Consider the following 13391-nt stretch of genomic DNA (forward strand, 5'->3'; position numbering starts at 1 on the left):
ATCTCAGGGAGAGATACTGTGGGCCATGTTTCTGTTTGGGGTGTGCGTGCCAGTTGCTTTAGGGCTGGGTTTATTCAGCCTTATGAACTTAAGCAAATCCACCAAACCTAATATGGTTGCCACGCTTCTGCTAGCTGTATTAGGCTGGTGGTTTGGACTATATTTGATGTTTAAAAGCAATAGCAGTGAGGTTGGCTGGTGGATACTGCTGCTCACAACCTTTGTTCCGGCCGCATTGGCTGGCTATGGCGCTGGGAAAGTAAAAATTGTAGATGCAGAAGAAGCTGAGGCTTCAGGGCAAGACCAATAACGTTCCCGCGGCTGCGGCTACACGCCCACGCTCACGGCCTCCATGGCTTTGCGGTAGCATTCCTCGTAGCGCGGCACAATGTTCTCCACCGCAAATTCCCTGGCCCGGGCCAGGGCGGCGGCCTTGAAGCGGGGCAGGTTCTCGTCGTCGAGCACGTAGAGGGCGTTTTTCACCATGTCGGCCACGTCGCCGATGTCGCTAATCATGCCGGTCACGCCGTGCACGTTCAGCTCGGGAATGCCGCCGGCATTGGTGCTCACCACGGGCACTTCGCAGGCCATGGCTTCGAGGGCGGCGAGGCCGAAGCTCTCGTTTTCCGACGGCATCAGGAACAGGTCGCCCACGCTGAGCACTTCCTCCACGGCTTCGAGCTTGCCCAGGAAGCGCAGGTCGCGGTGCACATCGAGGTCGCGGGCCAGCTTTTCCATGCGGTTGCGGTCGGGGCCGTCGCCCACGAGCAGCAGCTTGGCCGGAATCTGCTCCCGCACGCCCACGAAAATGCGCAGCACGTCTTCCACCCGCTTCACGGTGCGGAAGTTGCTGGTGTGGATGAGCAGCTTTTCACCCTCGGGCGCGATGGCGGCGCGGAAATGGCTTTTCTCCTGCTTCTTGAAGCGGTGCAGGTCGATGAAGTTCGGAATGACGGTGATGTTCTTCTCCACCGCGAAATACTGGTAGGTTTCGCGCTTCAAATCATCGGAAACCGACGTCACGCCGTCGCTCTGGTTGATGCTGAACGTCACCACCGGCTCGAAGCTGGCATCCTTGCCCACCAGCGTAATGTCGGTGCCGTGCAGCGTGGTCACTACCGGAATCTGGATGCCCCGGGAGCGCAGAATCTGCTTGGCCATGTAGGCGGCCGAGGCGTGCGGAATGGCGTAGTGAACGTGCAGCACGTCAAGCTTTTCGTTCTGCACAATATCGACCATCTTGCTGGTCAGGGCCAGCTCATAGGGCGGAAACTGGAACAGCGGATACGCCGGCACATACACCTCGTGGTAAAAGAGGTTTTCGTTGAAGAAATCGAGCCGCACCGGCTGGCTGTAGGTGATGAAATGCACGCGGTGCCCGCGCTGGGCCAGGGCCTTGCCCAACTCGGTGGCCACCACGCCCGAGCCGCCAAAAGTGGGATAACAAACGATACCGATGTTCATGAGGAAATGCTGTTGCGCTTAGCGAACCGGGAAACCGGCGCATTGTTGCGCCAGCCGCGAAGTGCCGTGGCTGACGGACGAGGAGTAGTTTTATTTGCTACAACCTCCCTACGTAATCCCGATGACCTTCCGACATCCGACCTGCCTGGTAGTTGCGTGGCTGCTGCTGCTGGCCAGCAATCGGGGGCAGGCGCAGCACCAGCAATGGTACACCTCTGAAGTTGCTGTAGAAACCGGCCATGCGCCGTGCGATAATTGCATGCTGGGCATGGGAAACGACACGCTGGTCGAAACCGGCTCAGGCCAGATAACCGCAGTGACCATGTTTGTATTCGACACCATTGCCACCTATGCGCAGGGCCGCATTGTCGACATTGCTACGGGCAAACCCATTGCAGGCGCCGTCATTCAAGCGCAACACGCCTGTCATAACGGATGCGACGTGAAAATGGCCGCCACCAATCAGGCCGGTTTTTTCCGCCTGGGCTGGGTAGGATGCCACGGTCCGAAAGACTGGCGCTCCAACCGACCGCTGCTGATACTGGCTCCCGGCTACAAATCCATCAGGACCGAGGCGGTGAAATTCGGTGGAGGTGCCTACCTGCATGTTGAGTTGGCAAAGGTTGACAAAAAGTGAGCGTGTCTCCCTTCACCAAAACCTTACCCTCGACGTGCAATACTGCGTGAATTATTCTCCGGCACGCAGGTCATTCAGCAAGGAGCAGCTCAACGGTTTGACCTCATTATCATTGCAATGCATGGTCAGAAAAACACCCCTTGCCGGCCTGTCGGCGGCCGTCGCCCTGTTGCTGATGCCCGGCCGCGCCGCCGCTCAGATTGGGGCCGAAGCCCAGGGCGGCAAGCTCACCAGCTGGGTCGCTTTTGGGTTCGATAAAGAGCTTTCGGAACGCTGGACGTCGGTGACGGACGTTGGCTTCGGCCGGCACAGCGACCCCACGGGCGACCTGAACCCCGTGAAGCGGCAGGGGCTGCTGGTGCTGACGCAGGACTTCATCTACCGGCTGAGCCCGCACTGGCGCACGGCCGTTTCGGCCGGCTACTGGCGGCGCAACGCGTACTCGGAAGAAGCGCCATACGACGCCAGCCAGCCCAACCGCTACCGCAACGAGCTGCGCCCGTTTCAAAAGCTGTATTACGATACCAAATTCGGCAAGGTGCTCTTCACCAACACGCTGCGGGCCGACTACCGGTTTTATTTTACGCCTGACTTTGGCCGCTGGCCCACGCCCTTCGAATTTCGGGCCCGCGACATGGTGAGCGCTGCCATTCCGCTCGACGAGGCGCACCGCCACTGGCTCATCGTCAGCGATGAGGTGCTGACGGCATCCGACGACTACAGCGCCGGCACCGCCGAAAAAATGGGCCACCACTGGAGCCCCTACAAGCTCACCGAAAACCGCGCCTCTCTCTATTACCGGCGCAGCTTTTCCGAGCACAAGCTCAATTGGGATATCGGCATCATGCACCAGCGCTGGCGCGAAACCCAGCAAACGGCCTTCGGCACCAGCTACAACCTGATGATGGACTTCCTCATAAAGTGAAAAACAGCACGGGCCCGCGACTTTGCAGTCGTGGGCCCGTTTTAATTCGATAAGACAAGAGGACTATTTCTGCGCCGCCGCGTTGGCCGAAGCCAGCTTCCTAGCGTTTTCCGCCGCCAGCGACTTGTAAATCACTTCGTGAATGCGCGTGCGGATGTTGTACTGGCGCAGCTTGTTGTTGCCCGCGTCGGGGTACACGCGGTTGGAGAGGAAGACGTAGAGAATCTGGTTGTCGGGGTCCATCCACACGCAGGTGCCCGTGAAGCCGGTGTGGCCGAAGGTGCTGGCCGGCGAGAGGTTGCTGGTGGGGCCTTCGGGCTTGCTGGGGTCGCCGTGGTCCCAGCCCAGGCCGCGCCGGCCGCCGTTCTGCGGGCGGGCAAACTCCGAAACCACCGGATTCTGGAAGTAGCGGGTGCCGCCGTAGTTGCCGTTTTGCAGGTTCATCTGCATCAGCACGGCCAAATCATTCGCGGTGGCGAAAAGGCCGGCGTGGCCGCCCACGCCGCCAACCAGCGCGGCGGTTTGGTCGTGCACGGTGCCTTGCAGCTGCTCGCGGCGGTAGTAGGTGTCGTTTTCGGTGGGCGCGATGCAGCTTTTAGGGAAGCGCTGCAGGGGGTTGTACGTCATACTGCCCAGGCCGAGCGGGCGGTAGAAATTGTCCTGCAAAAAGCCCTCAATCGGCTGCTTCAGAATCTTTTCGCACACCCGCTTCATCACAATGAAGCTCAGGTCGGAATACTCGGTGGGGTACTTGCCTTTGATTTTGGGCAGCAGGCTGGAGCGCATGGTCCAGGCCCACACGGAGTCGTCGGCAGCTTTGGTGCTGTACTCGCCGGGCGCCACCTCGTTGGGGAAGTCGTCGGAGCGGGTGCTGGCGTAGAACGTGGGTTTCAGGCCGTTGCCGTTGATGGTGCGCTCCCAGGTGGGAATGCCCGGCTTGAGGCCGGCCTGGTGCAGCAGCACGTCGCGCACGGTCATGTCGCGCTTGTTGGTGCGGGCCAGCTCGGGCAGGTAGGTGGCAACTTTTTCGTCAATGTTCAGCTTGCCCTGGTCCTTGAGGTACATCACGGCCTGCAGCGTGCCGGCCACTTTGGTCACCGAGGCCAGGTCGTATAAGGTGCTGCTGGTCACGGGCTGGCTCTGGTCGTAGGTGCAGTAGCCGTAGCTTTGGTCGAACACCACCGTGCCGTTTTTGGCCACCAACACCTGGCAGCCGGGCGCGGCGGCGTAGGTCTGGCTTTCGAGGGCGATGTTATCAATCTGGGCCAATACCCGCGAGCTCAGGCCCTGGCTTTCGGGGGCGGCGTAGCGCAGGCGGTGCAGGTCGGGCGTGGCAATGCCGGTAGCCACGGGCAGCGTGGGCGATACCGTGACCGGCAGCTTGCCCCGCGCCGGCAGCGCCCCGAACAGTACCTGCGGCACCACCAGCTGCGCGGCATAATGGTCCTCATAGCCGCACACCAGCGTGCGGGCATCCTCCAGAAACTTCAGCGAGTAGGCGTTGCCCATGGCCACCACCACCGTTTTGAAGCGCTTGCTGGCCTCCAGCTGCTTGATGAATTTCAGCGCCCCGTCGCCGATGCCGTAGTTGTGGCTGGGCGTATTGTTCATCTGGTGCAGGCTCACCACCACCACGTTGTAGCCACTGAGGCGGCTGCTGATGCGGGCAAACGTGCTGTCGGGCGCGTAGCGGTCGGCCACGGCATACACCGGGCCGGGCTGGTATTTGTTGAAAATAGTGGCATACGGCCCCTCCGCCTGCGTGCCGATGGTGATGGAGGCAATCCGCAGCGTATCGAGCCGCTGGAAGGGGAGGAGCTTGTCGTCGTTTTTCACAACGGTCACGGCGTGCTCAAAAATCTCCTGGGCCAGCACTTTCGATTTGGGCTGGTTCAGGCTGTCGCGCAGGGTCACCAGATTCACCGGCCGGTATTTGTCAAGCCCGGCCCAGTACTTGGCCCGCAGTATCTTCTTCACGCGCAGGTCCAAATCTTCCTGCTTCAGCGTGCCCGCCGCCACGGCCTCGTGAATGCGCAGCAGCGCCGAGGGCACATCTTCCGAAAACAGCAGAATGTCGTTGCCGGCGGCCAGGGCCATGGCGTCCAGCTCGCCGTCTTTGTAGAGCTTGCTCACGCTGCGCATGTTCAGCGCATCGGTGAATACCAGGCCTTTAAAGCCCATCTTGTCCTTCAGCAGGTCCGTTACCAGCGCGTGCGAGAGGGTGGTGGTTTTGGCATTGGTCGTGTCGAACAGCGGCATGTAGAGGTGGGCCACCATCACGCCCATGATGCCGTTCTCGAACGACTGCTGAAACGGCACCAAATCCACTTTCGTCAGCCGGGCCAGGTCGGTGTTGATAACCGGCAGGGCCACGTGCGAGTCGGTGTCGGTGTCGCCGTGGCCGGGGAAGTGCTTGGCCACGGCCATCACCTTGTTGTCCTGCAAGCCCTTGAGGTACTGCACGCCCAGCGCGGCCACGCGGTTCTGGTCTTCGCCAAACGAGCGGTTGCCAATCACGGGGTTGCCGGGGTTGGAGTTCACGTCGAGCACCGGCGCGAAGTCGATGTGCACGCCCAGCGCGCGCATTTTGCGGGCAATGTCCTGGCCCATCTGGTACACGTACCTGGGGTCGTCCATGGCGCCCAGCGTCATCTGCTTGGCAAAGTGGGCCGAGGAATCGAGGCGCATGTCGAGGCCCCATTCAGCGTCCATGGCCACCAGCAGCGGCACCTTGGCGGCGGCCTGCAGGCGGTTGGCCATCAGGGCCTGGCGCTTGGGGCCGCCCTGCATAAACATCACCCCGCCAATGCCCTGGTTGCGCACCAGCCGCTCGATGCGCTCGACGTGGCTGCGGTCCTTGTTGGAGTACGCGGCCACCATGAAAAACTGGCCCAGGCGCTGGTCCGGCGTGAGCGAGTTGAACACGCTGTCGACCCAGGCCACCTCGGCCGGCGTGTTGATGAACGGGTCGGCGGGCAGCTTTTTGATTTCCGAAAACGACAGCAGCAAACCCGCCGCCAGCAGCAGAGCCGCCGTGCTTAGCAGGAAAGGGATGCGCATCAGCCCCGTGGGGTTGGTGGGTTTATTCAAGGGGCAAACGGGCCGCGGAGGCCGTACTTTTGTCGTGGGTAGCAGCGGAACCCCCGGGCTGGGTTTGGAGGTTCCACTACCAGGAACATGTAATCCGTAGCGGGTGCCCAGTTGTTGGATAAGAACTTCTTTTTCCGACGACTAATTGCCCGATACTGACCACTTAAAAAACACCAATTTGGCCGCAAAGGTACGCACAAAACCCCGCCGAGGGTTTACAACGCGGTCGATTTTTGGTTATTGTTGGGCACGGTTTCGCTTGTCTCCGTGCTGGTTAGCTTTTCTCAGTTTCCCCGGCGCAAGCTGCTGCCTGCGCGACATTCTATGCCTGATATTATTCACCTGCTTCCCGAATACCTCGCCAACCAGATTGCGGCCGGCGAGGTAGTGCAGCGCCCCGCCTCGGTGGTGAAGGAGCTGCTGGAAAACGCCGTCGATGCCGGCGCTACTCAGGTTCAACTCATTGTGAAAGAGGCTGGCAAGCAGCTGGTGCAAGTGGTGGACAACGGGGCCGGCATGAGCCCCACCGATGCCCGCATGAGCCTAGAGCGCCACGCCACCAGCAAAATCCGCTCGACCGACGACCTGTTTCGCATCCGCACGCTGGGCTTCCGGGGCGAGGCGCTGGCCAGCATCGCGGCGGTGGCGCAGGTCGAAATCCGCACCAAGCAGCGCGACCAGGACACCGGCACGCTGCTGCTGGTGGAGGGCTCCCAAATCACCAGCCAGCAGCCCACGGCCTGCCCCGACGGCACCAGCATTGCGGTCAAGAACCTGTTCTTCAACGTGCCGGCCCGGCGCAACTTCCTCAAGAGCAACGCCGTGGAAATGCGGCACATTCTCGACGAGTTTCAGCACGTCGCGCTGGCCAATCCGCAGATTGCCTTTTCGCTCTATCAGAATGATTTGGAGGTGTTTGGCCTGCCCGCCGGCAAGCTGAGCCAGCGCATTGTGGGGCTGCTGGGCAACGGCTACAAGGAGCAACTGGCGGCCTGCGAGGAGGTGACGCACTCCATTTCGGTGCGCGGCTTCGTGGGCAAGCCGGAGTCGAGCAAGAAAAGCCGGGGCGACCAGTTTTTCTTCGTCAATAACCGCTTCATTCGCTCGGCCTACCTCAACCACGCCGTGCTGGCGGCCTACGAAGGCCTGCTGGCCCGCGACACGCACCCGTTCTACGTGCTGTTTCTGGAGCTCGACCCCAAGGCCATTGACATCAACGTACACCCCACCAAGACGGAAATAAAGTTTGAGGACGAGAAAACCGTCTATGCCGTGGTGCGCGCCGCCGTGAAGCAAAGCCTGGGCATCCACAACATCGCGCCGTCGCTGGACTTCGACGGCGACGTGAATTTTGCGCCCATCCGGCCGCTGCGGGCCGGCAAAGCCACCGCAGAAACGGAAGAAAACCTGCCCGTGGTGACGCCCCTGGCCCGTGCCGCCAGCGCCGACGGCTACCGCCCCGATGCCCTGGCCGATGCGGCGGCCTCGGCCTCCACGCGCGCGCCGGCCGGCCCGGCTGGCTTCGCCAACTTCAACGCCGATACCCGCCGCGACGGCTTCGAGCGCCCGCTGCCGCCGCGCCCCACCGAGCAGGCCAGGCGCGAGCTGGAGGCTTTTTACCGCGAACTGGGCCAGCCCGTGCGCGAAGACGCGGGCATCGACAGCGTGACGGCCCGCAGCTTCGAGGCCGCCGCGCCGGCGGCTGCCCCCGAAGCGCTCAGCTTTCACGTTGCGGGGAAAGAAGCGGCCAATCCGGCGGAATTGTCGCTGGGCCTGCCCGGGCCCGAAGCCCCAGCCAGCCGCCCCGCGCCGGCCCGCGAGGGCGGCAGCCCGGGCAGCCGCGCCGTACAGGTGCAGCAGCGCTACGTGCTGGTGCCCGTGAAGTCGGGCGTGCTGCTGATTGACCAGGAGGCGGCCCGCGAGCGGATTCTCTACGAGCAGTACCGGCAGGAGCTGGGCCGCGCCGTGGGCACTTCGCAAACGCTGCTGTTTCCGCGCACGGTGACTTTCAGCCCGGCCGATTTTGCCGTGCTGCGCGAGCTGACCGAGCCGCTGCACGCGCTGGGGTTCATCTTCAACGAGTTCGGCCCCAGTACCATTGCCGTGGAGGCCATTCCGGCCGGCATGCCGCCGCAGGACGAGAAAGACCTGCTGGAAAGCCTCATCGAGCAATTTCGCAACACGGCGGGCCCGCTCAAGCTCGACCAGAGCGAGGGCCTGGCCCGCGCCCTGGCCCGGCGCGTAGCCGTGAGCACCGCCACCGCCCGCCTGCCCGAGTCTGAGCTTAGCGCCCTGGCCGACCGCCTTTTCGCCTGTCAGACCCCCGGCTACACCCCCGACGGCCGCAAAACCCTCGTGCTGCTGGATGGCCAGCAGCTGGCCGACTTCTTCCGTAAATAACGCCTGGCCGCGAAGCATTCGCGGTGCCTACTTTCGCTGCATGTTCAATCTCACCCCCACGGTTCGCAACCTGCTGATTGCGAATGCTGCTTTTTTTCTGGCCCAAACCAGCTTATTGCCTTTGCTGACCCAGGTTGGCAGCCTGTACCCGATAGGCTCGCCGTACTTCTTTCCCTGGCAGTTCTTTACCTACATGTTTTTGCATGACCCGAACGATTGGAAGCATCTGGTTTTTAATATGTTCGGCCTGATATCCTTTGGGCCGCTGCTGGAGCAGCGCTGGGGCGCATCCCGCTTTCTTACTTTCTGGGTGATTTGTGGCGTGGGTGCTGGCATGTTCTACGAGGGCGTGCGCGGGTACGAGCTTTATAGGATGGACCAGGCCCGCCAGGAATTTCACCAGGACCCAAGCGGCGGCAATTTCTCCGCGTTTTTCCATGCCTACCTGCCCGAAGCGCGTGGCTATGAGGTCGTAGCCCGCGAGCTGGAGGCACACCCCGGCTCGCCGGAATACGTGTCGTCGGCCACGCAAACCATCGATGCCATCGTGAGCGAAAGCCGCGATTCTCCGCACGCCGGTATGCTGGGCGCATCCGGCGCACTGTTTGGGCTGCTGTTCGCCTTCGCCTACCTGTTTCCCAATACGGAGCTCATGATGCTCTTTTTCCCCTTTCCCATCAAGGCCAAATACTTTGTGTTCGGCTATGCGCTGCTTGAGCTTTACAGCGGTGTGCACCGCGTGCCGGGCGATAATGTGGCCCACTTTGCTCACCTCGGCGGCCTGCTCATCGGGTTTATTGTGGTCAAATACTGGGAAGGTAGCCGGAATCGGTTTTATTAGCCGGCGGTTGTTATTACAAAAGCGGCGTTGTTTCGGCGGCGTCCCGTCACCATTCGTTTCTCCCTCTAATCCGCGCTACGTGCCATGAGCATCGTTCAAGATATCCGCACCGCCTTCAGCCGCCGCGACAATGCCCTCGTTCAGCTCATTCTGCTGAACGTGCTGGTGTTTGCGGCCGTGGTTGTGCTGGAAGCCATTACCTACCTGGCCCAGGCCCCGGTGGTGCTGTTGCAGGTCATGCGTCAGCTGGAGCTATCGGCCAACCTAGGCATCCTCATCCGCCACCCCTGGACGGTGCTGACCTACGCTTTCACCCACCAGGGCTTCTTTCACATTCTATTTAATATGCTGAACCTCTATTGGTTCGGGCAATTGCTGCGCGAGTATCTGGGCGACCGGCGGCTGGTGAGCATCTACATTCTCGGCGCGCTGGCGGGCGCGGCGGTTTTCCTGCTGGCCTACAACCTGATTCCGATGCTGCAGCCGGCGGCGGCGGCGGGCCAGCCGGTGCTGGGCGCTTCGGCGGCGGTCACGGCCATCATCGTAGCGGCGGCCACGCTGCTGCCCGACTACACCTTCATGCTGATTCTCATCGGCCCGGTCAAAATCAAGTGGATTGCCGCCGCCGTGGTGCTGATTTCGCTGGCCGGCATCAACGGCGGCAACACGGGTGGCGAAATCGCCCACCTCGGCGGGGCGCTGCTGGGCTTCGTGTTCATCAAGCAATTGCAGGCTGGCCGCGACCTCGGCCGCCCGGTGCAGGCCGTCGGCAACTGGTTTAGCAACCTCACCAGCAGCCGGCCCGCCATGCGCGTGAGCAGCAGCACCCGCCGCCCCGAGCCGGTGGCAGCCTCCTCCACCGGCAGCGCCAAAAAGCCCGCCGCGCCCGGCCAGCCCCTGCAGGATGAGATTGACAACATCCTCGATAAAATCTCCCGCTCCGGCTACGAGAGTTTATCGAAGGAAGAAAAGCAGAAGCTGTTCCGGGCCAGCCAGCAGTAGCAATTGCTTGCGAATCAGGCCGTCATGCTGAGCGGAGCCGAGGCATGACGGCCTGATTTGTGGCTTCTTACGGACCGCCTTAGCCCTCCCGCAGCCAGGCTTTCGCCAGCTCAATATCCTGAAAAAGCCGCATCTCAAACTGCTTGCCTACGCGGGTAACCAGCTCAGCGGCTGAGGCTTGCCCAAAAATGCCGGGCGACACGATGTGCGCGAAACGCTTCAGCCCCAATGCCAGCACCTGCGGCACCCAATGCTGGCCAATCCACTCGTTGGCCGAGCTCCACGAGCCCACGACGGCGCGGTTGTCGTTGAGCATCAGCGAGCAGGGGTTTTCGCGTAGTGCCTCAATGGTCGCCTGGCAGCCCTGAATCACTTTTTCCGTCGGCAGCACGCCCACCCAGTTGTTATAAATCCACTGATTCGCCTCATCAAATTCGATGGTCAAATACACTTTGTCAAACGAATTGGTAAGTTCTTTTCTCATGGATGGCCGTGGAAAGCTGGCTGGGAACAGTGCAAGGTAAACATATTATTCCGGCTGTTCCGGCAACAACAAAAAAGGCCGGTACTGCACGTACCGGCCTTTTTGCGCCTCTCATTGAGTTGCTATGCTGGCTGGGCCGCGCTCATCTTGTCGAGGGCTTCCATTACCTCTTTCACGTGGCCGCGCGAGGTTTCGAGCAGGGCTTTCTCTTCGTCGTTGAGCTGCAGCTCAATTACGCGCTCGATGCCGTTTTTGCCCAGGATAACCGGTGCACCGAGGTACACGCCGCTGATGCCGTACTCGCCCTGCAGCTCCACGCACACGGGGAACACGCGGCGCTGGTCGCGCACAATGGCTTCTACCATTTGGGCGGCTGCCGCGCCGGGCGCGTACCAGGCCGAGGTGCCCATCAGCTTCACCAGCTCGCCGCCGCCCACGGCGGTGCGCTGCACAATGGCGTCAAGCTCTTCTTTGCCAATAAGTTCGGTAACCGGGATGCCGCCCACGGTGGTGTAGCGGGGCAGGGGCACCATGGTGTCGCCGTGGCCGCCCATCAGCACCGCCTGAATGTCTTTGGGGCTCACGTTCAGAGCCTCGGCCAAGAAGGCGCGGTAACGGGCCGTGTCGAGGATGCCGGCCATGCCGAACACTTTTTCGCGGGGCAGCTTCGAGGTGAGGTGCGCCTGGTAGGTCATCACGTCGAGCGGGTTGCTCACCACGATGATGATGGCGTTGGGCGAGTATTTCACTACCTGCTCGGTCACCGATTTCACGATGCCGGCGTTGGTCGAAATCAGGTCGTCGCGGCTCATGCCGGGCTTGCGGGGCAGGCCCGAGGTGATAACCACCACGTCGGAATCGGCGGTGCGGGCGTAGTCGTTGGTCACGCCCACGGTGCGCGAATCGTAGCCGATAATCGGGGCTTTCTGCCAGATATCGAGGGCTTTGCCTTCGGCGATGCCTTCTTTGATATCGACCAGGATAATTTCGTTGGCAATTTCACGAGTGGCGAGTACATCAGCGCAGGTTGCGCCCACGTTGCCGGCTCCGACTACGGTAACTTTCATTGGGAGGAGAGTTGGATGAGAAAACGTTATCGGCCGTAAAAGTAAGGCCGAATGCAGGTTGTGCCGGTAGAAAATCCGTGTTTTTCTGGGACGGGTGATACATTGCCCGCCCGGCTACAGGCGCTGCACGGTCAGCACCCGTTCGCTGGCCTCCTCTACCTTAAACCGGTCATCGACGCGCCAGCCCACCACCCAGCAGATTTTGCCGTCGGCCGAGGTGAGCACGCGCACTTCGTCCTTGAGGTTCAGCGGCACTTTCTGGTCGATGAGGAAGTCGCTGAGCAGCTTCTTGCCCTTCATGCCCAGCGGCATAAACCAGTCGCCTTCCTGCCAGCGGCGCAGCGTGAGCGGGAATTTCAGCTTGTCGGCATCGAGGGCGGCCGTGCTTTTCGAGCGCGGAATGATGAAGTGCTTGGCATCATCGTGCAGCTCGGCTTTCAGGCGCATGCCGTCGGCCAGCAGGTCGGTTTGGCCGGCCGCCAGCTGAAACGTGCCGAACTGTGCCAAGCGCCGTGGCGTGATAACCAGGTTTTCGCGGTCCTTCACCAGCCGGTGGGTGGGCGAGTCGAAGCGCCGGCCCGACTCGCCGGAAAACGCGGCCACAATGTCCTTCACTACCGGCCAGGCAAAGCCGAAGGGCCGCAGAATTTCGTGCAGCACCAGCGTGGTGGCGGCGGTTTTCTGCAGCGTGGCAATGTTGAGGTAGGTGACGTCGGCCTCGTCGCGCCGGGCCTGGGCGGCGGTGTCCTCCACGTAGCGGCGCACAATTTCTTCGGCCCCGCCCACGCGCTCGGCGGTGCCGTGCATGGTCTGGTCGAGGTTGGGGTTGATTTCGCGCAGCACGGGCAGCACCTCGTGGCGCAGCAGGTTGCGCTGGTACACGGGGCTGTCGTTGCTGTCGTCTTCGCGCCAGCGCAGGCCGCGCTCCACCAGGTAGTCGTGCAGGTCGTCGCGCCCCAGGCCCAGCAGCGGCCGGATGACGTGCCCATTCTTCACCTGAATGCCGTGCAGGCCGGCCAGGCCGGTGCCGTGCGTGAGGTTCAGCAGCATGGTTTCGGCCTCGTCGCGCTGGTGGTGGGCCGTGGCAATGTAGGCCAGTTGCTGCACCTGCCGCAGCTGCTCAAACCAGCGGTAGCGCAGAAAGCGGGCCGCCATCTGGGTCGAAATGCCTTCCTGCTCGGCGTATTCCTTGGTCCGGAAAAACTCGGCGAAGTAGGGGAGGCCGTACTGCTTGGCCAGCTTGCGCACAAACTGCTCGTCGGCGTCGGCATCTTCGCCGCGCAGGCCGAAGTGGCAGTGCGCCACCGCCACCTGCACGCCCAGGCGGTGCAGCACATCGAGCAGCACCACCGAATCGAGCCCGCCGCTCACGGCAACCAGAATGGGGTCGTTTTCGATGGAAAACAGGCTGTGCTCTTCAATGAATTGGCGGACGGATGCTAGCATGGACTATCGACAGGAGGAAGTTTCGGGCGCAAAAG

The 13391-nt window shown here is 61.9% G+C and carries 11 protein-coding genes; 6 read left to right on the top strand and 5 right to left on the bottom strand.

The annotated features are described in order from the left end of the window. The first annotated feature begins 25 nt into the window (after positions 1-25). Positions 26-310, top strand: coding sequence for a hypothetical protein (locus tag ACYVHT_RS10325; RefSeq protein WP_460550797.1), 285 nt, complete (start codon positions 26-28; stop codon positions 308-310). Between the two features lie 17 nt (positions 311-327). Here ACYVHT_RS10325 and bshA read toward each other — a convergent pair whose 3' ends face one another. Further along, on the bottom strand, positions 328-1464 hold the full coding sequence (bshA, locus tag ACYVHT_RS10330) for an N-acetyl-alpha-D-glucosaminyl L-malate synthase BshA (RefSeq protein ID WP_460550799.1): 1137 nt from the start codon (positions 1462-1464) through the stop codon (positions 328-330). Positions 1465-1585: 121 nt separating this feature from the next. Here bshA and ACYVHT_RS10335 point away from each other — a divergent pair, with 121 nt between their 5' ends. Beyond that, a complete protein-coding gene (locus tag ACYVHT_RS10335) occupies positions 1586-2101 on the top strand; it encodes a carboxypeptidase-like regulatory domain-containing protein (RefSeq protein WP_460550802.1) in 516 nt (171 codons plus the stop codon). A 121-nt stretch (positions 2102-2222) separates the two neighbouring features. Then, a complete protein-coding gene (locus ACYVHT_RS10340) occupies positions 2223-3026 on the top strand; it encodes a DUF2490 domain-containing protein (RefSeq protein WP_460550805.1) in 804 nt (267 codons plus the stop codon). 63 nt (positions 3027-3089) lie between these two features. On the opposite strand, the gene ACYVHT_RS10345 is transcribed toward ACYVHT_RS10340, so the two are convergent. Then, positions 3090-6116 carry a glycoside hydrolase family 3 N-terminal domain-containing protein gene (locus tag ACYVHT_RS10345; RefSeq protein WP_460550808.1) on the bottom strand — a complete coding sequence of 1009 codons (3027 nt, stop codon included), beginning with the start codon at positions 6114-6116 and terminating at the stop codon, positions 3090-3092. Between the two features lie 324 nt (positions 6117-6440). Here ACYVHT_RS10345 and mutL point away from each other — a divergent pair, with 324 nt between their 5' ends. The 3 genes from mutL (at position 6441) to ACYVHT_RS10360 (ending at position 10359) form a co-directional block, all read left to right on the top strand. Beyond that, positions 6441-8516 (top strand): DNA mismatch repair endonuclease MutL, encoded by a 2076-nt coding sequence (gene mutL / locus ACYVHT_RS10350; RefSeq protein ID WP_460550811.1) that lies wholly within the window; start codon positions 6441-6443, stop codon positions 8514-8516. Positions 8517-8556: 40 nt separating this feature from the next. Beyond that, the gene (locus tag ACYVHT_RS10355) at positions 8557-9357 is read left to right on the top strand and encodes a rhomboid family intramembrane serine protease (protein WP_460550814.1); all 801 of its coding nucleotides are present in this window, start codon (positions 8557-8559) and stop codon (positions 9355-9357) included. An 84-nt stretch (positions 9358-9441) separates the two neighbouring features. After that, positions 9442-10359: a rhomboid family intramembrane serine protease gene (locus ACYVHT_RS10360; protein WP_460550817.1), complete on the top strand. Its 918-nt coding sequence runs from the start codon at positions 9442-9444 to the stop codon at positions 10357-10359. A gap of 79 nt (positions 10360-10438) precedes the next feature. On the opposite strand, the gene ACYVHT_RS10365 is transcribed toward ACYVHT_RS10360, so the two are convergent. The 3 genes from ACYVHT_RS10365 to tilS form a co-directional block, all read right to left on the bottom strand. After that, on the bottom strand, positions 10439-10843 hold the full coding sequence (locus tag ACYVHT_RS10365) for a hypothetical protein (RefSeq protein WP_460550820.1): 405 nt from the start codon (positions 10841-10843) through the stop codon (positions 10439-10441). 122 nt (positions 10844-10965) lie between these two features. Then, positions 10966-11910, bottom strand: a complete 945-nt coding sequence (gene mdh, locus ACYVHT_RS10370) for a malate dehydrogenase (RefSeq protein ID WP_460550823.1) — start codon at positions 11908-11910, stop codon at positions 10966-10968. 114 nt (positions 11911-12024) lie between these two features. After that, the gene (gene tilS, locus ACYVHT_RS10375; protein ID WP_460550826.1) at positions 12025-13356 is read right to left on the bottom strand and encodes a tRNA lysidine(34) synthetase; all 1332 of its coding nucleotides are present in this window, start codon (positions 13354-13356) and stop codon (positions 12025-12027) included. Positions 13357-13391: the final 35 nt, after the last annotated feature.

It is taken from the genome of Hymenobacter daeguensis, assembly GCF_054780555.1.

Bases quoted from the DNA above. Each gene is read 5' to 3' on its own strand.
- mdh (WP_460550823.1), bottom strand. From the start codon at position 11,910: ATGAAAGTTACCGTAGTCGGAGCCGGCAACGTGGGCGCAACCTGCGCT.
- ACYVHT_RS10335 (WP_460550802.1), top strand. From the start codon at position 1,586: ATGACCTTCCGACATCCGACCTGCCTGGTAGTTGCGTGGCTGCTGCTG.
- ACYVHT_RS10360 (WP_460550817.1), top strand. From the start codon at position 9,442: ATGAGCATCGTTCAAGATATCCGCACCGCCTTCAGCCGCCGCGACAAT.
- bshA (WP_460550799.1), bottom strand. From the start codon at position 1,464: ATGAACATCGGTATCGTTTGTTATCCCACTTTTGGCGGCTCGGGCGTG.
- ACYVHT_RS10325 (WP_460550797.1), top strand. From the start codon at position 26: ATGTTTCTGTTTGGGGTGTGCGTGCCAGTTGCTTTAGGGCTGGGTTTA.
- ACYVHT_RS10340 (WP_460550805.1), top strand. From the start codon at position 2,223: ATGGTCAGAAAAACACCCCTTGCCGGCCTGTCGGCGGCCGTCGCCCTG.
- ACYVHT_RS10355 (WP_460550814.1), top strand. From the start codon at position 8,557: ATGTTCAATCTCACCCCCACGGTTCGCAACCTGCTGATTGCGAATGCT.
- mutL (WP_460550811.1), top strand. From the start codon at position 6,441: ATGCCTGATATTATTCACCTGCTTCCCGAATACCTCGCCAACCAGATT.
- ACYVHT_RS10365 (WP_460550820.1), bottom strand. From the start codon at position 10,843: ATGAGAAAAGAACTTACCAATTCGTTTGACAAAGTGTATTTGACCATC.
- tilS (WP_460550826.1), bottom strand. From the start codon at position 13,356: ATGCTAGCATCCGTCCGCCAATTCATTGAAGAGCACAGCCTGTTTTCC.